Source organism: Dermatophilaceae bacterium Soc4.6, from assembly GCA_039889245.1.
Taxonomy (GTDB): Bacteria; Actinomycetota; Actinomycetes; order Actinomycetales; family Dermatophilaceae; genus Lapillicoccus.
Map to the genome: position 1 here is coordinate 1,434,879 of JAZGVH010000002.1, position 24,947 is coordinate 1,459,825.

The window sequence follows — 24,947 nt, forward strand, 5'->3', positions numbered from 1 at the left end:
AGCGCTCGCTCGGGCGAACAACGGTCAACCGGCACGCGGGAGCGCAGATGATGTTGCAGGGGAAGTCGATCGTCGTCACCGGCGGGAACAGCGGTATCGGCGAGTCCATCGTCCTGGCCGCCGCGGCTGAGGGCGCAAACGTCGTCATCGACTACGTCGCCCACCCGCAGGAGACCACGGACCTGATCGCGAAGGTCGAGGCTGCTGGTGGACACGCCGTCGGCGTTCAGGCCGACGTGTCCCAGGCTGCAGACATCCACCGGATGGTCCAGACCGCCGTCGACTCCTACGGACGCCTGGACGTCCTGGTGAACAACGCCGGCATCGAGACCCGCACCTCGCTGCTGGACACCACCGAGGCCGACTTCGACAAAGTCATAGCCATCAACATGAAGAGCGCCTTCTTCGGCACACAAGCCGCCGCCAAACAGTTCATCAGCCAGGGTGGTGGCGGGCTGGTCCTGAACATCTCGTCCGTCCACGAGGACTGGCCGATGCCCGGCAACATCGCCTACTGCGTGTCCAAGGGCGGCATCCGGATGCTGACCCGCACCGCCGGAGTCGAGCTGGGCGCCCATGACATCCGCGTCATCAACATCGCCCCGGGCGCGGTCGCGACACCGATCAATGCCAGCACCGAGGCAGACCCGGCCAAAATGAGGTCCCTCGACGCGGCCATCCCGCTCGGACGGATGGCGCAGCCGTCCGAGATCGCCGACGTGGTGGTGTTTCTGGCCTCAGGCAAGGCCGGTTACATGACCGCGACCACCGTCGTCGTCGACGGCGGCATCATGCAGGGCAGCGTGGGCCTGTGAGCGCCGAACCCGCCCCCGACGGCTCCGGCCAGTACGACGTCATCGTCATCGGGTCCGGCCCCGGAGGCGGCACCACCGCCGCCAAGCTCGCCGAGACCGGTAAGCGCGTGCTGCTGCTCGAGCGCGGGGACTACCTTCCCCGTGAGCGCGACAACTGGGACTCCCGAACCGTGTTCGCGCAGGGCAAGTACACCGCCGACGAGACGTTCTACGACATCGACGACAACACCTTTCACCCTGAGCTGCACTACTTCGTCGGGGGGAACTCCAAGGTCTACGGCGCGGCACTGTTCCGGCTGCTGCCGCACGACTTCGACAACGTCCGCCACCCTTCCGGCATCGCACCGGCCTGGCCGATCAGCTACGGGGACCTCGAGCCGTACTACGTGCAGGCTGAGCACCTGTACTGGGTGCACGGTCGCCACGGTGAGGACCCGTTCGCCGGCGCGTCCAGCCAGGACTACCGCTACCCGCCGGTCCGGCACGCGCCGCGCATCCAGCAGCTGTCCGACGGGCTGGAGAAGCTGGGACTACACCCCTTCCACCTCCCGATCGGGGTCGATCTGATCCAGGACGAACACGGCGAGGCGACCCCGGAGTCCCGCTGCATCCGCTGCGACCGGGTAGACGGCTTCCCTTGCCTGGTCGGGGCGAAGGCCGACGCGGAGTGGGCAGTGATCCGTCCGGCACTGGCCGCGCACAGCAACCTGACACTGCTCACCCGCGCAACCGCGAACAAGCTCATCACCGATCCCAGCGGACGCACCGTCACCGGGGTGGTCACGAGCATGGCGGACGGCTCCACGGTGACGTTCACGGCCGACGTCGTGGTGCTGTCGGCAGGATCCATCCTGTCCTCGGTGTTGCTGCTCAAATCGACCAACGACACCCACCCGAACGGGCTGGCCAACTCCTCCGACGTCGTGGGCCGGCACTACATGCGCCACAACAACCTTGCCCTGATGGCGTTTTCCCGAGACCCGAACCCCACCGTGTTCCAAAAGACCCTCGCGCTGAACGACTTCTACGGACCCAGCGACAAGTGGCAGTACCCGATGGGCAACATCCAGATGCTCGGCAAGTCCGATGACTGGCAGGTCAAGGGGCAAGCCCCGAAGGGGCTCGGATGGGGCCCCAACCTGCCCTACGGCTTCGTCGCGAAACACTCGCTGGACTTCTGGCTGGCCAGCGAAGACCTGCCGCTGCCCGACAGCCGGGTCAGCCTGCGACCGGACGGGTCCGTCAAGCTCGCGGTGCAGCCGAACAACAACAGGGAGGGGCTCCAGCGCCTGCGCGCGACGTTCGACTCGATGCTGACCGACCTCGGGCTCCAGTCCACGTCGTTCGAGCGCAGCCTCTACCTGCACAAGGCCATGGACGTCTCGGCGACCGCGCACCAGGCCGGCACCATCCGCTTCGGGACCGACCCCCGCTCCTCCGCGCTGGACCTCGACTGCAAGGCCCACGACCTGGACAACCTCTATGTCGTCGACGGTAGCTTCATGCCCTCCATCGGCGCCGTCAACCCCACCCTCACCATCATCGCCAACGCGCTCCGAGTCGCCGAGCGAATCGCCGCCCGCCTCACCGGCTAACCGCGACAAGGCCCGCGCTACCCAGATCCGGCCTGCAGGTACGGGGCGTCCTCGGCGAGGACCGCCCATGTGTCCCGCGTAGAACGACCCGCGGCCCATCACGCGGTGGGGTTCGCCGCCCCATGATCCGGTGCCCCAGCCACGCCCCCTCACGCCCTCACCGGTGGCAGGGTGCACTCGGAACTCGTCCGCGTTCCGCAGGTCCATTCTTGGCCGGTCTGCTTCGCCTTCGTCCACCGGCCCGGTCGGCCTCGGCGGCAGCAGACAGTCCCCACTCCTGGTCCCTTCAGTGCTCCGGCCCCAACGTTGCCGGTCCGAGCTGTAGGGATAATTAGTGCGTGCTGCCCAACGGCACGGTCCTGGAGGAGACCTCCCGCACGACCTCGATCCTCGACCCGGCGACCTGGACCTGGACGCCGCTGCCCAAGCCGATCACCCGACACAAGAGCGGTGAGGGAGCCGTCCTGCTGCCCGGGTCGCCGTCCGGGTCCACGGTCGCCGCGCTGATCGGAGGGGGCGACGCGAGCACGGCCACCGCGGGGTTTGAGTCCCTGGATGCCGCCGCCTCTCCCGTCGGCTGGACCCGGCTGGCGCCCCTGCCGCAGGTCCGCGAGCACATGAGCCCGGTGCTGCTGCCCGACGGTTCCCTCCTCGGCGTCGGAGGCAACTCGCAGGGTCTGTTCCTCCAGCCCCAGTTCAGCGCCCTGCGCTACGTGCCTGGGGCGAGCAGCTGGACGACCCTGGCCTCCCAGGTGGAACGGCGCGGGTACCACTCGTCCGCGGTCCTCCTCCCGGACGGCCGGGTCTTCTCCGCCGGGGACACCGGCTCCGGCGGTGGGGGTAACGCCGACGAGATCTACTCCCCGCCCTACCTCTTCCAGGGCCCCCGCCCGACCATCATCGCCGCACCCTCCCAGGCCGCCCACGGCTCCGGCTTCACCATCGAGACCCCCGACGTGAACAGCCGGGCGGTCCTCATGAGCCCGGGAGCGGCCACCCACACGGTCGACTTCAGCGAACGCCACATCGAGCTCGCGGTCACCGACCGCTCGACCACCGGCCTCACCGTCGCCGTCCCCTCCGACACCGTCGCCCTCACCGGCTACTACCTGCTCTTCCTCGTCGACAGCACCGGGGTCCCCTCCGTCGCCACCTGGATCCACATCGGATAACCGCGTGTCGGGGACCTCTCACGTGGATCGGTGAGAGGTCCCCGATCCCGCGTGGGGTCCCAGGTGGTCGTCCCACGCGGGTACCGTAGGGCGGCCACGAGCCAGTTTGCCAATGTCGTGACGACAGGATTTCCCAGCATCTATGCTGCACGGTATCGACCGCAAGACACGTCGCCGCCCGTCCCACGTCCGCGCGGGACCGCTATTCGCCATCTGTGCCATCGGGAGAACGTAACTATGAAGCGGTTGACGTGGGCGGCTGTGGCTGCGCTCGGCGCGATGACGGTGGGCTCGTCCGCAGATGCGGCGGTTGCCCCCGCAGTCTCTGGCCCGATGGTGGTGTCGATGTGGCATCTCGATGAGGCGGCGGGCTCCTCTGTCATGGTCGATAGCTCCGGATTCGCCCACCACGGCGCGATCAGCCCCGACGTCGGGCTCGGAGCACCCGGAGTGTTGGGTTCGGGGTTCGACCTCACCGGCAACGCCCCGATCGTCCGTGTGCCGACTGCGGACGACCTCAACCCCTACTCGGCGCCGCTCACCATCTCCGCCTACGTCAACGTGCCGACCAACCTTTCGGCGGGTGACTACAACCTGCTCGAGAAGGGGACCGCTACCGCCCTTGGTGGCGCCTACAAACTTGAGGTGGTTGGCAACACCACCTCCGCAAGATTCGGGTACCCGGACTGCGCGTTCAACTCTCCCGGAGGGCTTAAGAACCGCGTTTATGGGCCGAAGCGCCTTACTGACAGCACCTACCACCGCGTGGAATGCCACCTCACCTCCACACAAGCCTATGTGACGACCGATGGCGTATCGGGTCCCCCCGCCGGGCGCATAGTAGGAAGTATCGCCAACACCGTGGACCTCACCCTCGGCGGAAAACCGAACAACACGCACTTTTTCTCCGGCCTCGTCGACGAGGTCTCCATCACAATCGGGTAACTGAAGTAGCCACAGGGTCACGCGCATGGCCTGTCCTGGTCAGTTCTTCAATCCCGTCTTGTGTCCTGCACCGGAAATTCGCAAGATATGTAGGAGACGTGGTCTGATGGCGAGAACGGGCCGACCCATGACCGAGCTGACCCTGGCGCAAGACGAGCGTGAGCAGCCGACCAGCGCCCAAGCCGTGCCGAGCCTTCGACCCCGTTCGGTCGCTGCCTGCCTTCACGAGCTCGGCGTCTGACCGGAGGCGTGGCTTCCGACGCCTGGTCCCGCGGCTCAGGTTTGGGCGGGCTGCGGCTCAGGCTTGAGCGCGGACCGACGGACCGAGCGCCGCAGCGCTCGGTCCGGGGGCGAGGGCCTCGAGCAACTGCACACCGTCCGGGGTGAGGGTGCACATCACCAGTCGACCTTCCTTACGTGACGACACCACCCCGGCCGCGCGCATCTTGCCCAGGTGGTGCGACACCAGCTGCACAGGGCGCGCCACGATCCAAGAGAGGTCACACACGCACACCTCCGTCCCCGCTCGTAGGGCGATCGCCAGCGCTAGGCGGGTCGGATCAGCGAAGGCCGCGACCTGCCTGGCGCGGCCACTGAGGGCCTCACCCGCGGGCTGGAGGTCCCTGATCGTCTGGGCGTGGGCCTCAGGAAGGACGCGAAGGGCAGAGATTCCATCCATCGACGCAGCATAGGCAAGGTCAACGTTCTTACGGACGTTAGAACGTCTGTTACGGTGGGAGGGTGAGCCGAGCCCTCGTGATCATCGACATCCAGCGCGACTACTTTCCCGGCGGCGCGATGCCGCTGCACCAGCCCGAGCAGGCCGCGGCCCGGGCCGGCGAGGTCCTCCAGGCCTTCCGCTCCTCCGGGGAGCCCGTCATCCACATCCAGCACCTCAGCCCCGCCGCGGCCGGGTTCTTGGTGGAGGGCACCGATGGCGCACAGATCATGGATCCGGTGCGCCCAGCCGGGGACGAGCTCGTCATCACCAAGCGGTCACCCAACTCGTTCCTGCACACCGATCTCGAGCAGCGCTTGCGCGAGCGGGGAACGACCGAGATCGTCGTCGTGGGGATGATGACCAGCATGTGCGTCGACGCCACCACCCGCGCCGGCTCGGACCTGGGCTTCACGATGACCCTCGTCCCCGACGCGTGCGCAGCGCCCGCCCTCGAGTACGACGGCCAGACGGTCTCCGGAGATGACGTCCACACCGCCTTCGTCGCCGCCCTGGGTCAGTTCTACGCCACGGTCACACCGTCAGCCGAGCTCATCTCCACCGACAGCTAGAGGCGCGGCCGGCGGTGATGCGCTGGCGCGGGGTGCACCCGGTCCACACCCACCGACCGGATCCCGTCGGCGACGAGGAGCAGGGGCGCTGGCCGGGCTACCTGCTCGAGCGGGGGGTCATCCCCAGGGCAGCCAGCCCGGCGAGCCCGGCGTACCCGGTGGTGGCCCACCACACCCGCTGGAAGGGCGGGAGGGCGGAGCCGGCGTCGGGGGTGCCGAGCAGCACGACCAGCATGCTGATGCCGAGCACCGACCCCACCTGTCGCCCAACGTTGACGACGGCGCTGCCGGTGGCCGCCCGGTCGGCGGGCAGGTCGAGGGTGGCGGAACCGAGGATGGTCGGCAGCGCCAGACCCACGCCGACCGCGCCGACCAGCCAGCCCGGCAAGACGCCGGCGGCATAGTTCGGGGTGGTCGTGACCGACAGCAGGACGAGGACGGCTCCCGCCCCGAGCAGCACACAGCCGGCGGCCGCCAGCACCCCGACGGGCACCCGTCGCGACAGCCGCTGGCCGACCGCGGCAAAGATCGGCACCATCAGCGGGCCCGGCGCCACGGCGAGCCCGGTCCGCAGCGCGGAGTAGCCCCAGACCTGCTGCAGCCACAGCACCAGGGTCAGCAGGGACGCGGCGAAGGCGATGCTGAAGACCAGCGACGTGACGTTCGACCAGGCGAGGGCGCGCACCCGCAGCAGCGCGATCTGGAGCACCGGCACCGGGTGGGTTCGACAGCGCTGGACGACGACGACCAGCCCCCCGACCGCGACGACGAACGCGGTCACCACCCCCGCACTCGCCCAGCCCCACTCCGGCCCCTGCACCAGGCCGAGGGCGAGAGCGCCGATCCCGACGGCGAGGGTCGCGGCCCCGACGAGGTCGGGCACCCGCCCTCCCCGGTCCGACACCACGGACGGCACGATGCGCGCGGCGATCACGACGGTGAGTATGCCGATGGGCAGGTTGATGACGAAGACCCACCGCCACGAGGCCGCCACGAGCAGACCGCCGAGCACGGGTCCCGCGGCCGAGGCGAGGGCGCCTGTGGCGGCCCAGATGCGCACGGCTCGGGCGCGCCGGTCGGGCGCGGTGGCGACGTTGACGATGAAGAGGTCGAGGCTGGCCATGAAGGCCGCGAGCGACAGGACGCCGAGCACGGCTCCGGGGCGGGCCGGCACCGGTGCCCCGCGAGACCGGCTCGCCGCGCGCCTGGCCCTGCTCGTCGAGGTCGGCGTCCTCGCGCGTCGGCGCTGCTCGGAGCACCCCGAGCGCTGGGAATACCACCTGACCGACTCGGGCCGGGCCCTGCGCCCCGTGCTCAACGCCCTGCGGCAGTGGGGCGAGACGCACGCGGTGGTGTCGCCGCCGTCGCGGATGGTGCACGGCGACGACCGGCACACCGTGCACGGCGTGTGGACCTGCGACGTGTGCCACCTCCCGATCGACGGCTCGCACGCCCGGCTGGTGCCGGCATGAACGCCGACAGCGCCGGTCGCGGCACCGAGCGGTCGTCTTCACCTGCCAGCCCGACGAGTCGCACTACAACCCGTTGGGCATCGTCCACGGCGGGCTGGTCTGCACGCTCCTCGACTCGGTCGTCGGGTGTGCGGTGCACAGCACGCTGCCGCTCGGCCTGGGCTACACCTGCCTCGAGCTGAAGGTCAGCTACCTGGCCGCGGTGCACGCCCACAGCGGTGAGCTCACCGCGACCGGCCGCGTGCTCAAGCCGGGCAAACGCGTGGCCTTCGCCGACGGCGAAGTGCGAGACGCCGCAGGCAAGCTCATCGCCACTGCCACCTCGACGCTGCTGGTGTTTCCTCTCCCCGAGTGAACCCTGCTGGGGGGCAAGGCACAGCCCTCAGACCAAGGACGCGCGCGGCGAGGAGGCGACGGGCGACGTCATCCCCCGCTCAGCAGGACCCAGCTCAGCAGGAGCGGGGTCCACAGGCGCGGGGCGCCCCAGCAGGTATCCCTGCACGAGGTCGCAGCCGACCTCGGTCACCAGCGCCAGCTGGTCAGCGTCCTCGACGCCCTCGGCCACGACGAGCAGCCCGAAGGCGTGCGCGCTGTGCACGATGAGGCGCAGCAGGTCGGTGCGTCCGGGCGACGCCGCCGTCACGAGGCTGCGGTCGATCTTCAGCTCGTCAGCAGGCAGGGTCGCCAGCTGACCGAACGAGGTGTACCCGGTGCCGAAGTCGTCGATGCTCAGCCGGACGCCGAGCGCGCGCACCGCCGCCAGGCGCTCGCCGACTTCCTGCACGTCCACGAGCACGGTCTCGGTCACCTCGACCACCAGCCGCTCCGGCGCCAGCCCGGACGCCTCCAGGGCGTTGCGCACGTCGTCCAGCAGCACGGCGTCGCGCAGGTGCCGCCCCGAGATGTTGACCGACATCCTCGTCGCGTCGTACCGCTGCGGATCCTGGCGGGTCCACTCCGCCAGCTGGCAGCAGGCCTCCCGCAGCACCCACGACCCGATCCGGTTGATCGCGCTGGACTGCTCGGCGAACTCGATGAACGCGCACGGCCCGAGCAGACCGTGGCCCGGCCGCTGCCAGCGCACCAGCGCCTCGAAGCCGGCCAGCACCCCCGTCCCGGCGGCCAGCACCGGCTGGTAGTGCAGCTCGAGCTCACCGAGGGCCAGCGCCTGCTCGAGCGCGGCGCCCAGCTCGTGGCGCTCGGCCAGCTCGCGACGCAGGGTCTCGTCGAACACCTCGACGCCGCCCCGACCGGCCCCCTTGGCCCGGTAGGCGGCGACGTCCGCCTCGTGGAGCAGGCCGGCGACATCGGTCTGACCCGCACGGCTGAGGGCCAATCCTGCGCTGGCCCCGATATCGAGGACCTGGCCGGTGCCGGGCACCTGGATCGACTCACCGATCGCGGCCACCAGGCGCCAGGCCAGCGACAGCACCGAGGCCAGGTCGTCGGCATCCTCGGCGAGCACCATGAACTCGTCGCCCCCGAGGCGGCCGACCACGTCACCGGCGCGCACGGCGGCCCGCATGCGCTGGGCCACCACCTGGAGCACGTGGTCGCCCACCGAGTGGCCGTAGGTGTCGTTGACCAGCTTGAAGTGGTCGAGGTCGAGGAAGATCACCGCGATCGTGGTCCCGACGCCGGCCGATCGCTCCAGCGCGACGCCCAGCAGCTCGAGGGTCCGGGCCCGGCTGGACAGCAGCGTCAGGGTGTCGTGGGCCGCCTGATAGGCCAGGTAGGCGCTCAGGTCCTCGCCCACCCTGATGGCCCGTGCCGCGTCGCGGATGGCCAGCGCCATGCGCAGCACCACCAGCACGAACATCACCGTGGAGGACACGACGAACGGCCAGACGTCGACGTTGCCACCACCCGTGACCGTCTGGACGGCGAGCAGGACCGGTGCCACCAGGACCGACCCACAGAGGGCGACGAGGCGTCGGGCGGTCATCGTCGGCGCCGAGACGGTCGACGGCCGACTCAGCCGCGCCATCGAGGGGTGCAGGGCCGCGGTGCCCCACAGCACGTAGGCGAGCAGCCAGGTCAGGTCGAGGGCGGCGTGCGGATCGGCGAACAGCCCGTAGGACTCCATCGTGAAGCCGACGTCGCCGACGACCAGAGCGAGCATCGCGGCGACGAGGAGGCGGTAGCACGGGAGTCTGGAGCGCACCGAGGTCACCAACCAGGCGATGCCAGCGAGAACGAGGATGTCGCCGGACGGGTAGGCGATGCCGATGATGCGCTCGGCAAGCGGCAGATCGCTGCCCAGGGTGGGGCCGGCCAGCAGCACCCACGCCAGCAGCCCCATCGCGACGCCGACGACCGCCGCGTCGAGGGCGCCACCGAGCGCCGAGCGCGGTCGCCGCACCAGGACGAGCTTGACGACGCCGACCGCGAGCAGGGGGTAGGCCGCGAGATAGAAGGCGTCGGCGATCGAGGGACTGGCCTCGACGCCCATGACGTCGCCCAGCCAGCTGTAGGCAGTGTCGCCCACGGTCCACAGCATCCATCCTGCAGCGAACCACCACCACGGCCCCTGTCCCTCGGGCCGGTGACGGCGCACGCCCACACCGATCGCTGCGACGCAGCTGAGTCCCACGACGAGGTAGACGCCGTCACGCACGAGGCCGAGCGGGAGCAGGAGGTAGCCACACAGCACAGCCACGCCCGCCAGGGCATAGACACGCCACGCAGTCACCATGACCGTTCCATCGACCAGTGGGGTCGGCGACTGAAGCCCTTTCGGCGAGATCACCGCCTCTTGCGTCGACACATACCCACGCATGTCAGCCGGCGACGGTATGTTGATGGCACCTCACAAACAACGGAGTTCATGATGCGTCGCACCGTCAGCGTGTTCACAGTCGCCCTTCTCACCGCCGGCGTGGCAGCCGCGGTCGCCGGTCCGGCTGCGGCCGCGCCAGACCTCCCCGCCATCACGACCTCGCCCTTCGTCGCCCTGGGCGACAGCTACTCCTCAGCCGCCGGGGTGACCCCCCTCTTCCCTGGCGCGCCGGCCACCTGCAGCCGCTCGAAGCGCAACTTCGCCGAGATCATCGCCAATAAGACCACGCCCTCCTCGTTCACCGACGTCACCTGCAGCGGCGCCCGGACCTCAGACTTCTTCGGGGCGCAGGCTCCCGGGGTCGCCCCGCAGCTCGATGCGGTGACGCGCAGCACCCGTCTCGTGACCATGACGATCGGCGGCAACGACGAGGGCGTCTTCGTCGACTCCTTCTTCGGATGTGCGGCGATCTCGTCGACCGACGTCCTGGGCAACCCATGCGAACAGAAGTACGGCAACAGCTTCGTCTCCAAGATCCGCAACCAGACCTACCCCCACCTGGTCGCTGCGCTGACCGCCGTGATGGAGAAGGCCCCCAATGCGACCGTCGTGATCGTCGGGTACCCGCGGATCCTGCCCCTGACCGGCGAGCTGACCTGTTACCCCTCGGTGCCGATCTCGATGGGTGACGTCCCCTGGCTCAACCACCAGCAGGACGTGATGAACTCCGTGCTCGCGCGCGCAGCCGAGCAGACGGGCGCCCACTACATCGACCTGTCCCGCAGCTCCCTCGGCCACGACGCCTGCAAGCCCGCCTACCAGCGGTGGATCGAGCCCGCGGTCGCACCGGTCAACGCCTACCCCGTGCACCCCAACGCCACCGGTGAGCGCGCCATGGCCCGACAGACCCTGCTCCAGCTGGGGCTCTGACCCGCGCCCCGGCCGGCAGGCACGGGCGGCCTCCCCTCTGCCGGGCCGGCTCGGCCGCCCCGAGCTCGACCTGGGCACCGACGCACGGTCGGATCCGAGGCCCCGCGCGACGCGCTGCTCGAGTTCTGTGCGACATCACGCTCCACCTCGTGCGTCCCACCGCCGACACCGGGCCCCTGCCCGGCGTCCTGCAGATCCATGGCGGGGGGGCATGGTGATCCTGCGCGGGTCGGGTCCGGCGACACCCGCTTCCGCGCGGAGCTCGCGGCATCCGGGCTGGTCGTGCGCGCTCGTCCCCGACATCTCCGGGGCCTACGCGTGGAGCGAGGCCGACCGCCGGCGCGAGCTGCCGGCGCTGGTCGAGAACGACGGCTGCCTCATCTCGTGCGCGATGAACGAGCTCATGGTCGAGGTCCCCGACCCGGGCGCTGCGCACGCGACCGACCCGCTGTGCCGGCAGCGGACGGGTGATGCCCTCGATCGTCACGGTGCTGCCGGTGCTGGTCGTGTTGTCGCTGAAGATCTCGCGCACCTGCACGGTGACGGTCGCGGCATGGAAGTCGACCGGCACCGGAGCCGCGTCCGCGCCCGAGCCGCCACCCCCTTCCGGCTGGCGGAAACCACCAGCCCTCCAGTGCTTACGGGACTTCTTACCTCATCACTTCGGCTGCATTCCCGCGTCTTTCACCCTAATCTAGACACCAGACGGTCGTGAGGCCATCAGCCGGCGGGAGGGGGAGCCATGCGCGCAGACCACGACTACTACGAGATCCTCGACGTCGCCCGCGACGCCGGCTCCGAGGACCTCCGGAGCGCCTACCGACGGCTGCTGCGCACCTGTCACCCCGACGTCGGCGGCTCCCCTGCCCTCTTCGACCTCGTCAACGAGGCCTACTGCGCCCTCTCCAACCCGCAGCGGCGAGCCGACTACGACGCCGGTCACGAAGCGCCCGCGGCACCGTCGGCGCCCGCACCAGCGGCTCCTGCGACACCGCCCCGCGAGGCCACCCACGACGACCTCACCTACGCCTCGCTGCGCCGGGCGCGCTCGTCCGTCTGGCGGCCACAGCCGAGCAGCCCGTATGCGTCGGGCACGGCACCGAAGGCCCCGCTCGTCACGCTCTTCCTCTGACCCGCTCCCGATCGAGGTGCGGGCGGACTACGCGAGCAGGTCGCGGACGGCCACCTGGTAGGCCCCCGACTCGTCGTTCCAGAAGTCGGTGTGGGCCTTGGGCGGAGCGTAGGTCGTGAACCCCTCCACCCGCGCCAGGCGCCAGGGGTCGCGCAGGTGCCGCTCCCACGAGGGCATCACCGTCGTCGCGGCAGCGAGGCTGGCTGAGCGGGGTAGGTGGGGTGGGCCGCTCGTGACCGGGCCACCAAGGTAGTCGGTGTAGCGCCAGAGATTCAGCCACCCCCCGACCGCCGGGGGCGGCATACCGGGGTCGGCGTCGCGGTGGGACAGCGGTGCTGGCGTCAGCTCCTGCGACAGGGCCTGCAGCCGCCGGGGGCCGAAGTAGACCGGGTAGTAGCGGCCGTAGAGGCGGCGCAGGACGCATCCGAAGGTCAGCAGGCGCACCTCGGGGACCCGGCTCGTGGTGTCGCCCACCACCCGCGGCCCCTCCAGCGCCATGAGGTGGAACATCGTCGCGGCCGAGAGGACGGTGCCCTGGCTGTGGGCGGCGAGCACCACCCGCCGGTTCTCGCCGTGCAGCAGCCAGCTCGTGCGGGTCACGAGGTCGGGCACGGCGCGCTCGGCGTAGCAGGGCGCGGCCAGGGGGTGCACGGTCCGCGGCCAGAACGACGCGACGTCCCACAGGATGCCGACCAGGCGCCGCGTGCGGTCGACGCGGAAGGCGGCCGCCCCCAGGGCGATGAGCAGGATCAGCCCGTATACGGCGACGTAGGCACCGACCGCCTGCAGGTGCACGGGATCGAGCACCCACCGCCACCAGGCTGGCCCACGCTGCGGCTTGCCGACCACCACCACGACGGCGGCCAGCGCCGCACTGAGCACGCCACCGAAGGCCAGGATCACGATGAGCGAGGGGCCACGGTCGACGAGCGAGCCGATGAAGATGGCCTGCTTCACCTGGGCGGTCCTCGGCTGCTCGGCCGGGTCGGTCGGCGGCACCCCGAAGTCGTCCTCGAAGAACTCGTCGATCACCGGGTCGTCCCCGCTGCCCGCCGCACGGTAGCCGCGGAAGACGAGCGCCCCAGCGACGCTCGCGACCAGCAGGAGGACGACCACACCGACGAGCGTGGCGATGGCTCCGATCTCGATGACGACCGACACGGCCACCTTGCCCTCGCTCTCGGCGACCTCGTCGAGACTGGGCCGCAGTGAGCCGGTGGTGAGGTAGGCGACGGCATACAGGTAGAACGCGCCGGAGTAGACGGTGCCGAGGAAGACGGCGAGCACGGTGAAGCACGTCGTCGCCATGCCGCCGCAGGCGTGCGACTGCGGGGTCATCGGCGTCAGCGGTGAGCCGCCCGGCCCGGCGCTGCGACGGCACCACAGGTTGACCACGGCGAGCACCGCGACACTCACGAGCAGCACGGCGAGCACGCCGACCAGCAGCTGGTCGAAGGCGACCGCCCGGGTGCGCCCGAAGGCCGCGCTGGCTGCGCCGTCGTCCATCCCGGCCACCCGCACGACCCCGACCACGGCTCCGACGACGAGCAGGACCCACGGGACGAGGTGCGCCCGGGACCGGCGCTCCTCACCGGTCGCGGGGTCGAGGGGCGCTGGCCGGCCGGGAGTGCGGCAGACGCTGACGCCGAGGGCCAGCGCGGCCACGGCGCCGACGACGTAAGACAGCCACTGCCCCCACAGCAGCGAGAGGACGACGAGCGACAGACCGAGCTGCACGTGCCGGGCGCGCAGCGTCCGCACCACCATCGCGTTGTGCCACATGCCCAGGCTGTCGAGATTCTCCTCGAGCCGGGGGGCGGGGACGGTGTCGAGCTCGGCCTCCTGCCCGGACCGGCGGGTGACGACGGCGGTCACCGCCTCGTAGCGGTTGAGGGTGCGCTGGCTGATCGCCCAGAGCCCCAGGACCGCGAGCGCCGGCAGCAGCGACGAGGCGGCCATCTGCCACCCCGGCGGCAGGCGGCTGACCCAGCTCACCAGCGGGACGGCAGGTGTGCCGTCGCAACCCGCCGCGGGACAGGCCCCGGCGATCGCGTCACCGATGCCGACCGTCGTGAGCACGAAGAGCGCGGTCAGCCCCAGGGCGACGACCCGCGAGCTGCCCCAGACCAGCCGCCAGGCCACGCCCTCGGGCGGGGTGTCGGGGCGGGCCCGCACGGCGAGGTTGGCGAGGGTGAACGGCAGCAGGGCCAGCCACAGCGCCCGGACGGACGACCCGGAGGTCAGACCGCCCCAGCTGTAGCCCTCGAGCTGGGGCGCGTCGGCCGGCTCCTGCGCGAACGGCGGGTTCGGGGTCGTGTCCCGCGACTGGATCGTCAGGCTCGGACGGTAGAAGCCGGCCCGGTTGTCTCCGCCGACCCGGTGGACCTCCTGCCGGTCGAGCAGGGAGTCGGGCGGCGTGCCCGAGACGCCGTGCACCCTCAGCTCGATCGACCCGGATGTCGTCATCGGTGGCCTCATCTGCGCGTCGTCGCCAGCACTGTCTCCCTCTGACGATAGCGACCATGGCGACGATAGCGCTCCGGGCGTGGTGCCCCAGCAGAGGTGTCGGCCCCCGTGGAGTCAGTCGGTGGGCGCCAGCCTGCTGCCCTGGTGCCAGTCCTCCTGGAGGCCGACGTCGCTGGTGGTGACCCCGAAGCTGGCGAGCTGTGGCTGCTCCCGCAGGCTGCGCTTCAGCTCGGCGAAGCCGGGGAAGCGCGCGAGCCCGAGCACGTTGTCCCACAACGGCACCGCCTGCTCAGGGCTGGGCAGTCGGCTGATGACGGGGCCGAAGAAGGCGACCCCGCCAGGTGGGTCGACGTGCAGGATCGGGGTGCCCACGTCACGACCGGTGAGGGTCAGGGCCTCGTCGGTCTCGGCCTGGATCTCCTCGTCCCACGACGGGTCGTCGAGTGCAGCACCGAGACCGGTCGGCAGACCCAGCTCGAGCAGGATGGGCTCGAGGAACGCGGGGGTCCCGCGGTAGCCGCCGTGGGTGGCGTCGTCGGCCGCGGCCGGGTCGTCGAAGACCCGAGCCCCGACCGCCTCGTAGAACGGGCCCATCTGCTCACGGCCGTGCTCGGCCCGGATCCTCGCCGCGACCCGCAGCAGCCGCAGACCGGCGGAGTGTCCGTCGTCGTAGCCCTGCGGGAAGTGGGTGGCGTAGTCGAGGTGCGCGTTGAGCAGCCGCAAGGAGATGAACCGCCAGTCCACTCGGTAGTCCCGCTGCTGCGCCACCATGCGCACCCACCGGCTCGTCATCCACGCGAAGGGGCACACGGGGTCGAAGTAGAACCGCAGGTCGTAGTCCTCGGTAGCGGACGCCGAGGCTGACGTGGCGGTCATCCGGCGGCCTGCGAGCGCACGTAGCGGACCATACCGACGACGTCCTCGGGGACGAGCCGCCCGATCGCGCCGCTGGAGTAGACGCTGACCAGCACACGGCCCTCAGGGTCGAGGACGAAACCGGTGGACTGCAGGAAGCCGCGCTCGGGGTCCACGAAGGCCCCGGTCGCCGCGGCGACGGCGGACGCGTCCGCCGCATACCCGACAGGGAAGGTGAGGTGGTGCTTCGCGACGAGGTCTCGTGTGGTGGCCTCGTCATCGACCGAGAGGGCGACGACCCGCGCGCCGGCCTCGCCCAGCGCCTCCAGCGACCGCTGGAAGGCCCGCAGCTGGGCGTTGCAGTAGGGGCACCACGACCCGCGGTAGAACAGGACGACGGCGAACTGGCCACCCAGGTCGTCGGGCAGGCGCACGGGGCCGGCGTCGGTGGTGATCGTGAGTGCGGGAAACAGGTCACCGGGGGCGAGCAGGGTCATCGGGGTGGGCTCCTTGGGGGGTCGGGGAGATGGGTCGGGGGGCGACCGCCGGTCGGGGTCTCCTGTGGGCTTAGCGGCGGCACGGGCCGACGTCTTACCCCTGAGGGGTGGGGATCTCAGCGGTGGGTGCCGTCCGAGCCGGACCCCGTAGCATCGGCCCATGCCCTCACCCGCGCAGCCAGCCGGCGCGCTGGACCCTGGCCAGGTGCTCGAGATCGACAGCGATGCCGACTGGGTGCCGGCGCTCCGGTCCTCGGCCCCGGGTGCCCGGCGGGAGCAGGCGCTGGCCCAGCTGCACGCACGACTGGTCGTCATCGCCCGCGGGGAGGTCCACCGCCGCAACGGCACCCTGCGGCTGACCGGGCCGGAGCGCGACGACGTCGCCCAGCAGGCCGCCGACGACGCGCTGCTCGCCGTCCTGACCAAGCTCGAGCAGTTCCGCGGCGAGAGCCGGTTCACCACCTGGGCCTACGCCTTCGTCGTCCGCGAGGTCTCGACCAAGTTGGCGCGACACTTCTGGCGGCGTCCGACCGCGGCGATGGAGCCCGACGACTGGGAGCGGCTGCCCGACCGGCTGGGGCTCGGGCCCGCGGAGGCCGTCGAGCAGCGTGACCTGCTGGCCGCCGTGCGCACGTGCGTCGAGGACGACCTCACCCACCGGCAGCGCGTCGTCTTCACCGCGATCGTCCTGGCCGGCCGCCCGCTGGACGAGGTGGTGCTCGACCTCGACTCGAACCGCAACGCGATCTACAAGACGATGTTCGACGCCCGGCGCAAGATCCGTGCCGTCCTGGTCGCCCAGGGCCACCTTGGGGGCGCGGCCGACCCGGCGGGCGACCACCCGCTGCCGATGCCGCCGACCCTGACCCCGAGGCGACCATGACCTGGCCCACCGAGCTCGACCGGCTGCTGTCGACCGACCCGCGCGACGTCGGCTGCGGCGAGGCGCTCGGCGGTCTGCACCTCTACGTCGACCTCGTGCTCCTGACCGGGGCCGAGCAGGCGGCCGAACGGTATCCCGGGCTGCTGGCGCACCTGCTCGCCTGTGGCCCCTGCGACGAGGACTACCAGGGCCTGATCCACGCCGTCGGAGGGGAGACCGCGCGCTGGGCTACCGATGCGGGCGAGGTCGACCCAGAGTCAGTGGACTCGGCTGACGGGTAGCCAGCAGCCGACCTCACCGACCCTGAGTCAACCTCCCCCGAGAACCCGGTCGAAGACACCGGCCGCCGAGGTCAGCGCCGGTCGCGGGGGCGGTCCGCCCCCGTCTCGGTGCGGCCACCCGAGGAATACGTTGGAACGCATGAGCCTTGTGCCCGCCGACTCGTCCCCTCGCTCGCCCGACCGCACCCCCGGTGCCCAGCAGGCACAGCACGCCCAGCACCCGATGGTGCAGCGGTTTCGCGCCGCCCGCCGATCGGACCTCCAGCTGCGCATCGCCGACGCCGTCACCGCGTTCGCCGGGTCGATGCCCTTCGTCTACCTGCATGCGGTGGCCTTCGCCATCTGGATGCTCGTCATCGAGCGGTCGCCGTGGCCGACCCTCACCCTCGTCGTGTCGCTCGAGGCGATCTTCCTGTCGACCTTCGTCATGATCGGCCAGAACCGGCAGGCGGCCTTCTCGCAGGCCAAGGCCGACCACGACTTCGTCGAGCAGGAGATGGAGCTGAAGACCAACACCGACCTGACGCGGCAGATCCACGTGCTCACCTCAGAGCTCCACCGCCGCCTCCTGGAGGCTCCCCCGGCGGACGGCACCGAGCGCGGTTAGGCGCAAGCAACACCAGTGCTCGACGTGGTCGGCGTGGGCTGCTCGACGAGGTCGAGGGCAGCGACGAGCCGGTCGCCGTCGCCGGTCACGGGCCGCCGGGGACCTCGGTGCTTGCGCCAACGGGGGGCCTGCCCCAGCCTGAGGGCATGTCCGCCCACCGCACGACCCGCCACCGACTCGACAAGACGGCCTACGAGGCCGAGCTGCTGCGCCTGCAGGGGGAGCTGGTCGCCATGCAGGAATGGGTGCGACGGGAGGGCGAGAGGGTGGTCGTCGTCTTCGAGGGGCGCGACGCTGCCGGCAAGGGCTCGAGCATCAAGCGGGTCGCGGAGTACCTCAACCCCCGCCGCGCCCGCATCGTCGCCCTGCCCATGCCCACCGAGCGACAGCGCAGCCAGTGGTACTTCCAGCGCTACGTCGAGCACCTGCCGGCCGCCGGTGAGATCGTGCTCTTCGACCGCAGCTGGTACAACCGCGCCGGCGTCGAGCGGGTGCTCGGCTACTGCACCCCCGAGGAGCACCGTCGCTTCCTGCGGCAGTGCCCCATCTTCGAGCGGATGCTCGTCGAGGACGGCATCCGCCTGCACAAGTACTGGTTCTCGGTCAGCGACACCGAGCAGCAGAAGCGTTTCGAGTCGCGTCTCACGGACCCGATGCGCCGGTGGAAGCTCTCGAGCACCGACGTCGAGTCGATCACCCGTTGGGAGGACTACTCCCGCGCCAAGGACGAGATGCTCGTGCACACCGACATCGCCGCCTCGCCGTGGAACGTCGTCGAGAGCGACGACAAGCGCCGCTCGCGGATCAACATGATCGCCCACCTGCTCTCGCAGGTCCCCTACGAGCAGGTCGAGGCCCCCACCCTGGTCCTGCCGAAGCGACCGCCCTCGCAGGGCTACGTGCGCACCGAGCGGTCGCTGCAGCAGCCGGTGCCGGACCACGCCGCGACGCTCGAGGCGTGAGCACCACCCGCCCCGACGTCCTCGTCATCGGCGGCGGTCAGGCCGGTCTCGCCACGGCTTACCACCTGCGACGGGCCGGTCTCGTCGCAGGTGACGGCTTCTCGGTCATCGATGCCAACCCGGCGCCGGGTGGGGCCTGGCAGCACACCTGGCCCTCGCTGCGTCTCTTCTCCCCTGCCGCCTACTCCTCACTGCCCGGGCGCCCGATGCCGCCCTCGGGCGAGGAGTACCCCGCGGCGGTCCACGTCGTCGACTACCTGGCGCACTACGAGACGCACTACGCCCTGCCCGTCCACCACGGGCTCAGCGCCCACGACGTCCGCCGCGAGGACGACGACCCGCAGGGGCGCCTCCTCGTCGACACCCCCGCCGGCGTATGGAGCGCCCGAGTCGTCGTCAGCGCGACCGGCACCTGGGGCCGCCCCTTCGTGCCGACCGTGCCCGGGGCAGGTGACTTCGCGGGCCGGCAGCTGCACAGCGCTTCCTACGCAGGGCCCGAGTCCTTCGCCGGGGCAACGGTGCTCGTCGTCGGCGGCGGCAACAGTGGCGCCCAGGTGGTGGCCGAGCTGTCGAGCGTGGCCGACACGACCTGGTGCACGGCGACAGCACCACGATTCCTGCCCGACGACGTCGACGGTCGGGTGCTCTTCGACGTCGCGACCGCCCGCCGCAAGGCCCTCGACGCCGGCCGACCCGACCCCGGTGGCGTTGCCGGCCTCGGAGACGTCGTCGCCGTCGCCTCCGTGCGTGAGGCCCGCGCCCGCGGCGCGATGGTCACCCACGCGATGTTCGAGCGGGTCACCGCAACGGGGGTGGTCGGCCCCGACGGTCACGAGGTGCCTGCCGACGTGATCGTGTGGTGCACCGGCTTCCGACCCGACCTCACCCACCTGGCGTCGCTCGGGCTGGCTCGGCGCGGCGGCCACCCCCTGACCATCGGCACCCGGGCGCGGGACGAGCCCCGACTGCACCTCGTCGGCTACGGCGACTGGACCGGGCCGGCCTCCGCCACCCTGATCGGCGTCGGGCGCACGGCGCGCGACGCGGTCGGTGAGATCGTCAACCGGCTCGGGTGAGAGGACCACGACGGGCACGCACGGGGGGACTTCCGGCCCTCCCTGTTCCCCCGGAGACCGAGTCAGGATGAGCTATGCCGCCCACCAGCCACCTCGAGATCGAGCGCAAGTTCGACGTGCCCTACGATTCGAGCCCGCCTGACCTGCAGCACCTGCCCGGCGTGGAAGCCGCCGGGCCGACCTCGACCTTCCACCTCGCGGCCGACTACTGGGACACCCGCCGCCACCACCTCGCGCGCCACCAGATCACCCTGCGGCGTCGTACCGGGGGCACCGATGCGGGGTGGCACCTCAAGGTCGGCGCCGGCGTCGACGGTCGAGCCGAGCACGCGTGCGAGCTCGGGGACGCGACCGCCCCACCGGAGGCCCTCGTGGACCTGGTGCGCCACCTCGTCCTCGAGCACCCGCTGCAGGTGGTCGCCCGGGTCGACACGCACCGCGACGAGACCCCCCTGCTCGACGGGGCGGGGCGCGTGCTCGCCTGGTTCTGTGACGACCTCGTGGTGTCCGACACCCCACCGTCGTCCGGGCACGGGGCGGCACAGACGGTCGGGGCGACCCTGCGCCCCGACCGCACGACCCCCGGTACGAGCCACTGGCGCGAGTGGGAGGTCGAGCTCGCCGACGGCGACCGCCACCTGCTGGCGGCCACCTCGACGGCCCTGATCGCCGGGGGCGCCCAGCCCCCCGTCTTCGCGTCCAAGCTGGCCCACGCCCTGGGCGACCGCCTGCCGATCACGCACCCGGGACGGCCCGGACGGGGCCACCGCAGAGGGCGACACGACCGCTCGGCCAGCGACGTCCTGGGTGCACGGCTGCACTCCCAGCTGGACGCCCTCACGGCGCAGGCGGACGGGGTCGCTGCCGGGGACCCCACGGCCGTCCACGACATGCGCATCGCGACCCGGCGCCTGCGAGCCGCGCTACGCACGTTCGAGCCGGTGCTGGAGACGGGGGCGACCACGCAGTGCACCCGTGAGCTGCGCTGGCTGGGGCTGATGCTCGGCTCCGCTCGCGATGCGCAGGTGCTGCGCGAGCGGCTGGAGGCAGAGCTCGCAGCCCTCCCCGGCGGCCTCGATCGCGGACCCGCCGCGGCGAGGATCGACGCGCACCTCGGCCGCCTGGCCGGCACCGGCCAGGCCCACACGGCCCAGGCCGTCACCTCCGACCGCTACCACCACCTGCTGGACGAGCTCGAGACCCTGGCCACCCTGCCTCCCGCCCGGCCCGAGGCCGCGGCGAGAGCCAAGACCCTCGTGCCGGGACTGCTCGCCCGCGACGCCCGGCGCTTCCTTCGGGCCAGCCGCCGGGCCGGGCGCGCTCTGCCACCGGGGCGCGACGTCGCCCTCCACGAGGTGCGCAAGCGGGCCAAGCAGCTGCGCTACTCCGCCGAGTCGGTCACCCCGGTCTGCGGCAAGCGTGCCCGCAAGGTGGCCCGCGCAGCGACCCGGGTGCAGGAGTCGCTGGGTGCCCACCAGGACGCCGTCGTCGCCCGACAGGTGGTGCGTGACCTGACGACGCAGGCCAGGACGGCCGGTGAGGACCTGACCCCGTACGACGCCGTGAGCCGGGTCGAGCGGGCCGCCGCCGCGAGGGCCGTCGAGGCCTACGACCAGGACCTGAGACACCTGCGGAAGGTGCTGCGACGACGGCTCGGGGGGCTTCTCCTGGCGCACCGGTAGCGGGCCGCGGCCCCGGGCGTCACGTGCGAACCTGCTGGGAGTTCGCCCCACATCCACGAGGATCGTCGCCGCCGATGCCCGGCGCCCGCGAGGATGAGGCAGTGAGCGCCACCCCCGACTCCCGTCCCTCGACCCGCACGAGAGGGACCGACGCCCTGCCCGCCGCCGCCCGGGTCGCCGTACCGGCCCTCGCGTTCTGGGTCGCCAAGGCCCTGTCGACCGCCATGGGCGAGTCGGTCTCTGACTGGTCGATCCGCGCTGCCCCGCCGGTGCTCGCGGTGCTCGTCGGCCTCGTGGCCTTCGTCGCCGCCCTCGCGGTGCAGCTGACCCGGCATCGCTACCTGCCCTGGGTCTACTGGACCGCGGTCGCGATGGTCGGCGTCTTCGGCACGATGGCCGCCGACGTCGCGCACGTCGTGCTCGGCCTGCCGTACGCCGCGTCCTTCCCGCTGTGCGCCGCCCTCCTCGGCGGGCTCTTCGTCTACTGGCGTCGCAGCGAGGGCAGCTGCGACGTCCACGAGGTGACGACCACGCGGCGAGAGCTGCTCTACTGGGCCGCTGTCGTGCTCACCTTCGCGATGGGCACCGCGCTCGGCGACCTCACCGCGGTGACGCTGCACCTGGGCTACCCGGTGTCGATCGTGGCCTTCGCCGTGGCCATCCTCGTGCCGGTGCTGGGCTACCGGCTGCTGCACTGGGACCCGGTCTTCTCGTTCTGGTTCGCCTACGTGCTCACCCGCCCGCTCGGCGCCTCCGTCGCCGACTGGCTCGGCAAGCCGGTTGCCGAGCACGGCGTCGGGCTCGGGTCGGGCTGGGTCGGGCTCGCGCTCGTCGCGCTCATGGCGGTCAGCGTGGCGACCATGCGCCCCTCACCCGACGAGCGACGTCAGAGCCAGCCGCGCCGCTTGAAGGTGAGGTAGAGCAGCCCCGCGATGACGATGATCGAGACGGTGCTGAGCTCGAAGCCGAACGGCTGCTGGAAGCCGGGGTAGGGCACGTTCTGGCCGAAGAAACCCGTGATCGCCGTGGGGATCGCGATGATCGCGGCCCAGCTCGTGAGCTTCTTCATCACGGTGTTGAGTCGAGCGTCCTGCAGCGACAGGTTGGTCTCGAAGATGGTTGTGACCATGTCCCGCAGCGACTCCGTCCACTCGGTCGCGCGCAGCACGTGGTCGTAGAGGTCGTCGTACCAGGGGTTGAGCTCGGTGGGGGCCCCGCGCTCCTGGCGGTGGCGCAGCACGCCGTTCACGACCTCGCGCATCGGCAGGACCACCCGGCGCAGGGCGACGAGGTCCTTGCGGATGCCATAGGTCTGGCGCTGCACGGCATGGCTGAGCGACTCCTCCTCGAAGAGCACGTCCTCGAGCGCCTCGATGCGGTCGTCGAGCACCTGCACGGCCTCGAAGTGGCTGTCGACGACCATGTCGAGCAGTCCGTGCACGAGCGCACCGACGCCGTGCTTGAGCAGGTCGGCGTTCTCGTCCCACCGGCTCACGACCTCGTCCATGTCGAAGCCGTCGCTGGCGTGCACCGTGACGATGCCTCGAGGGAGGACGAACGCCGAGACGCGGCTCAGCCGCAGGTTGGGGCGGCCGGACGCGCCCGACGGGCTTGAGGGGTCTGACGGGTTCGACGCGATGACGGCTGCGTAGGCGGTGAGGAAGATGTGGCTGGAGTAGCGAGTGACCTTGGCGCGCTCGCCGTGGGAGACGGCGTCCTCGACGGCCAGCGGGTCGAGCGACAGCTCGACCGCCAGGTCGTCGAGCACGCGCGAGCTCGGGTCGCAGACGTCGACCCACACCAGGACGTCAGGCTCGGCCAGGAGGTCGTCGATCGCGTCGAAGGCGAACTCGGTGCGCTCGAGCACCCCAGCCCGCCAGACCCGGCCCCGCACCGGCCCCGCGTCCCCGCCCTGGTCCTCCATGCCGTCAGCGTGCCACAGCCGTCGGGCGCGGGCACATGACGAAGGGCGCCTGTCCACCCCCACGGTGGTCAGGCGCCCTGCGTCGTCCCCCTGCGGCACCGGCCCCCCGGCCGGCGGTCTCGGGCACCGTCCCCCACGGACGGACCGAGCACGGGTTTCCCCGTCAGGCTCCGGTCCCCACCGGCTGTGCTCCTGACACTCACAACTATACGGGTAAAGGAACAGTAAAGTGAGTAAAGACCCTATTTCGGTCACTGGCATCTTCCGGACATACCGGTCGGGTCGACGAGCGGCCAGCCGCCACCGCCTCCTCAGGGCCCGCCGCCCCGATCCGTCGGGCCACAGCCCGGGGACGACGAAAAACAGGGGCGCCGACACCCCCACGGTGCGGCACCCCTGTCCTTCGGTGCGGTCAGGCCGACATCCTCGCCGGCCCTGGATCGGCACCCCCACGGTGCGTCTCCGGTGATCTTCATCCCCATCAGGCTGGCGGCCCCACGGCCGTTTGCCTGACATTCATCAGCATACGGTAAAGACACGGTAAAGACCATCAAATCCGACAAAGAGCCTCCCCTCACCTGCCGGCACGGACGGACCAGCCGCGCGAGACGGTCGCCCACAGGGTAGGCAGGAGGTATGCGCCCTGCCTGCTGCCCCGACCCCGCTCACCTCGCCGACGCCGCTGACCCCTCTCTTCAGGCCGATCCCGCACACTGGTGGGCATGAGCACCACCCCCTGGCAGCCCACCAGCCTCGTCGCCATCCCGGCCTTCGGCTCTCCGGAGCTGACGGACAACGTGCTGGCCGACCTTGCGCGCGACGGGAGCCTCGACGACCTCCGGGTGCAGGTCGTCGTGGTCGACAACGGCGGTGACTACGTCGTCCCCGCCGCGCTCCGGAGCCCCGGTGCCGCCGGGTCCCGGGTGACCGTCCACCGCCCCGGCCACAACCTGCGGTGGATCGGCAGCGCCAACTGGGCGCTGCGGGCCGCGGTGCGCGACGGTCTCGACCTGTGCGTCGTGCTCAACAACGACACCCGTCTGTCACCCGGCTTCCTCGACGGCCTCGTCACGCCCTTCATCGGGCCCGCTGAGCTCGAGGACGACGTGGCGCTGGTGGCCGCCTGCTACGACGACTTCTGGATCCACCAGCGGGCCGACGTCATCCCTCCGACCGCCGCCGACTACGAGGGCCGCGACGTGGTCCGCGACGTGCCCTTCTGCGACGGCACGGCGCTCGCCTTCGCGGCGCGCCGGGTCCTCGACATCGGCGGGCTCGACGAGGTCGCCTTCCCGCGCCACGGCTACGGCTCCGACATCGACCTCGCCCTGAGGGTCCGCGAGGCGGGGCTGCGGTGCCTGGTGACCGAGCGGGCCTACGTCTCGCACCTGCGGCGCGCGACCATGGAGCGCACCGGCCAGCCGTCCGAGCTCAACCGCGCCGAGATCCTCGACGGCATGGACGCCAAGTGGCCGGGGGGGTGGCGCGCCCGGGCCGGGCTCGGGCCCGACTCCTTCCCGGCCCACAACACCGGCAGTGCCGCCACGTGGTACCTCGAGCCGGTGGCCTCGACCACGACGTGAG

General features: G+C 71.3%; 25 protein-coding genes. 18 read left to right on the forward strand and 7 right to left on the reverse strand.

Annotated elements, in window-relative coordinates; translation table 11 throughout:
- Positions 1-47 precede the first annotated feature (47 nt).
- The 4 genes from V3N99_06570 to V3N99_06585 all read left to right on the forward strand — a co-directional run bounded on the left by V3N99_06570 (position 48) and on the right by V3N99_06585 (position 4,527).
- Complete coding sequence (locus V3N99_06570) at positions 48-815, forward strand: glucose 1-dehydrogenase (GenBank protein MEO3936407.1); 768 nt, start codon at positions 48-50, stop codon at positions 813-815.
- The gene (locus V3N99_06575) at positions 812-2,410 is read left to right on the forward strand and encodes a GMC family oxidoreductase (GenBank protein MEO3936408.1); all 1,599 of its coding nucleotides are present in this window, start codon (positions 812-814) and stop codon (positions 2,408-2,410) included. Before V3N99_06570 ends, V3N99_06575 begins: the two co-directional genes overlap by 4 nt.
- Before the next feature lie 338 nt (positions 2,411-2,748).
- A complete protein-coding gene (locus V3N99_06580) occupies positions 2,749-3,582 on the forward strand; it encodes a galactose oxidase-like domain-containing protein (GenBank protein MEO3936409.1) in 834 nt (277 codons plus the stop codon).
- A 237-nt stretch (positions 3,583-3,819) separates the two neighbouring features.
- On the forward strand, positions 3,820-4,527 hold the full coding sequence (locus tag V3N99_06585) for a LamG-like jellyroll fold domain-containing protein (GenBank protein MEO3936410.1): 708 nt from the start codon (positions 3,820-3,822) through the stop codon (positions 4,525-4,527).
- Positions 4,528-4,825: 298 nt separating this feature from the next.
- Here V3N99_06585 and V3N99_06590 read toward each other — a convergent pair whose 3' ends face one another.
- Complete coding sequence (locus tag V3N99_06590) at positions 4,826-5,206, reverse strand: metalloregulator ArsR/SmtB family transcription factor (protein MEO3936411.1); 381 nt, start codon at positions 5,204-5,206, stop codon at positions 4,826-4,828.
- Positions 5,207-5,268: 62 nt separating this feature from the next.
- Here V3N99_06590 and V3N99_06595 point away from each other — a divergent pair, with 62 nt between their 5' ends.
- Positions 5,269-5,817 carry a cysteine hydrolase family protein gene (locus V3N99_06595; GenBank protein ID MEO3936412.1) on the forward strand — a complete coding sequence of 183 codons (549 nt, stop codon included), beginning with the start codon at positions 5,269-5,271 and terminating at the stop codon, positions 5,815-5,817.
- A gap of 97 nt (positions 5,818-5,914) precedes the next feature.
- Here the strand turns inward: V3N99_06595 and V3N99_06600 are convergent, their stop codons facing one another.
- A complete protein-coding gene (locus tag V3N99_06600; protein ID MEO3936413.1) occupies positions 5,915-6,940 on the reverse strand; it encodes an MFS transporter in 1,026 nt (341 codons plus the stop codon).
- On the opposite strand from V3N99_06600, the gene V3N99_06605 reads away from it, so the two are divergent.
- Both V3N99_06605 and V3N99_06610 read left to right on the forward strand, forming a co-directional pair.
- Entirely contained in the window at positions 6,939-7,289 is a 351-nt protein-coding gene (locus V3N99_06605) for a winged helix-turn-helix transcriptional regulator (GenBank protein MEO3936414.1), read from the forward strand. The two genes, V3N99_06600 and V3N99_06605, sit on opposite strands and share 2 nt — an antisense overlap.
- Positions 7,290-7,362: 73 nt before the next feature.
- A complete protein-coding gene (locus V3N99_06610; GenBank protein MEO3936415.1) occupies positions 7,363-7,644 on the forward strand; it encodes a PaaI family thioesterase in 282 nt (93 codons plus the stop codon).
- Positions 7,645-7,671: 27 nt separating this feature from the next.
- Here the strand turns inward: V3N99_06610 and V3N99_06615 are convergent, their stop codons facing one another.
- Positions 7,672-9,948 carry an EAL domain-containing protein gene (locus V3N99_06615; GenBank protein ID MEO3936416.1) on the reverse strand — a complete coding sequence of 759 codons (2,277 nt, stop codon included), beginning with the start codon at positions 9,946-9,948 and terminating at the stop codon, positions 7,672-7,674.
- A 168-nt stretch (positions 9,949-10,116) separates the two neighbouring features.
- Here V3N99_06615 and V3N99_06620 point away from each other — a divergent pair, with 168 nt between their 5' ends.
- The 3 genes from V3N99_06620 to V3N99_06630 all read left to right on the forward strand — a co-directional run bounded on the left by V3N99_06620 (position 10,117) and on the right by V3N99_06630 (position 12,130).
- Positions 10,117-10,998, forward strand: a complete 882-nt coding sequence (locus V3N99_06620; protein ID MEO3936417.1) for an SGNH/GDSL hydrolase family protein — start codon at positions 10,117-10,119, stop codon at positions 10,996-10,998.
- A gap of 211 nt (positions 10,999-11,209) precedes the next feature.
- Complete coding sequence (locus tag V3N99_06625; protein ID MEO3936418.1) at positions 11,210-11,713, forward strand: hypothetical protein; 504 nt, start codon at positions 11,210-11,212, stop codon at positions 11,711-11,713.
- 27 nt (positions 11,714-11,740) lie between these two features.
- Positions 11,741-12,130 carry a J domain-containing protein gene (locus V3N99_06630; protein MEO3936419.1) on the forward strand — a complete coding sequence of 130 codons (390 nt, stop codon included), beginning with the start codon at positions 11,741-11,743 and terminating at the stop codon, positions 12,128-12,130.
- A 27-nt stretch (positions 12,131-12,157) separates the two neighbouring features.
- Here V3N99_06630 and V3N99_06635 read toward each other — a convergent pair whose 3' ends face one another.
- The 3 genes from V3N99_06635 to V3N99_06645 all read right to left on the reverse strand — a co-directional run bounded on the left by V3N99_06635 (position 12,158) and on the right by V3N99_06645 (position 15,948).
- Complete coding sequence (locus V3N99_06635) at positions 12,158-14,596, reverse strand: hypothetical protein (protein ID MEO3936420.1); 2,439 nt, start codon at positions 14,594-14,596, stop codon at positions 12,158-12,160.
- 114 nt (positions 14,597-14,710) lie between these two features.
- Complete coding sequence (locus tag V3N99_06640; GenBank protein ID MEO3936421.1) at positions 14,711-15,472, reverse strand: hypothetical protein; 762 nt, start codon at positions 15,470-15,472, stop codon at positions 14,711-14,713.
- Entirely contained in the window at positions 15,469-15,948 is a 480-nt protein-coding gene (locus V3N99_06645; GenBank protein ID MEO3936422.1) for a redoxin domain-containing protein, read from the reverse strand. The genes V3N99_06640 and V3N99_06645 overlap by 4 nt, the downstream gene beginning before the upstream one ends.
- Before the next feature lie 160 nt (positions 15,949-16,108).
- On the opposite strand from V3N99_06645, the gene V3N99_06650 reads away from it, so the two are divergent.
- The 7 genes from V3N99_06650 to V3N99_06680 all read left to right on the forward strand — a co-directional run bounded on the left by V3N99_06650 (position 16,109) and on the right by V3N99_06680 (position 22,359).
- Entirely contained in the window at positions 16,109-16,831 is a 723-nt protein-coding gene (locus V3N99_06650) for a sigma-70 family RNA polymerase sigma factor (GenBank protein ID MEO3936423.1), read from the forward strand.
- Positions 16,828-17,112: a hypothetical protein gene (locus V3N99_06655; protein ID MEO3936424.1), complete on the forward strand. Its 285-nt coding sequence runs from the start codon at positions 16,828-16,830 to the stop codon at positions 17,110-17,112. The genes V3N99_06650 and V3N99_06655 overlap by 4 nt, the downstream gene beginning before the upstream one ends.
- Before the next feature lie 139 nt (positions 17,113-17,251).
- Complete coding sequence (locus V3N99_06660; protein MEO3936425.1) at positions 17,252-17,719, forward strand: DUF1003 domain-containing protein; 468 nt, start codon at positions 17,252-17,254, stop codon at positions 17,717-17,719.
- A 146-nt stretch (positions 17,720-17,865) separates the two neighbouring features.
- Positions 17,866-18,681, forward strand: coding sequence for a polyphosphate kinase 2 (gene ppk2 / locus V3N99_06665; protein MEO3936426.1), 816 nt, complete (start codon positions 17,866-17,868; stop codon positions 18,679-18,681).
- A complete protein-coding gene (locus V3N99_06670; protein MEO3936427.1) occupies positions 18,678-19,757 on the forward strand; it encodes an ArsO family NAD(P)H-dependent flavin-containing monooxygenase in 1,080 nt (359 codons plus the stop codon). The genes ppk2 and V3N99_06670 overlap by 4 nt, the downstream gene beginning before the upstream one ends.
- 74 nt (positions 19,758-19,831) lie before the next feature.
- Positions 19,832-21,439, forward strand: coding sequence for a CYTH and CHAD domain-containing protein (locus V3N99_06675; protein ID MEO3936428.1), 1,608 nt, complete (start codon positions 19,832-19,834; stop codon positions 21,437-21,439).
- Positions 21,440-21,540: 101 nt separating this feature from the next.
- Positions 21,541-22,359 (forward strand): hypothetical protein, encoded by an 819-nt coding sequence (locus V3N99_06680; protein MEO3936429.1) that lies wholly within the window; start codon positions 21,541-21,543, stop codon positions 22,357-22,359.
- Here V3N99_06680 and V3N99_06685 read toward each other — a convergent pair.
- On the reverse strand, positions 22,326-23,363 hold the full coding sequence (locus V3N99_06685; protein ID MEO3936430.1) for a magnesium transporter CorA family protein: 1,038 nt from the start codon (positions 23,361-23,363) through the stop codon (positions 22,326-22,328). The two genes, V3N99_06680 and V3N99_06685, sit on opposite strands and share 34 nt — an antisense overlap.
- Positions 23,364-24,085: 722 nt before the next feature.
- Between V3N99_06685 and V3N99_06690 the strand changes: the two genes are divergently transcribed.
- On the forward strand, positions 24,086-24,946 hold the full coding sequence (locus tag V3N99_06690; protein ID MEO3936431.1) for a glycosyltransferase: 861 nt from the start codon (positions 24,086-24,088) through the stop codon (positions 24,944-24,946).
- The last annotated feature ends 1 nt before the right edge of the window (position 24,947 follow it).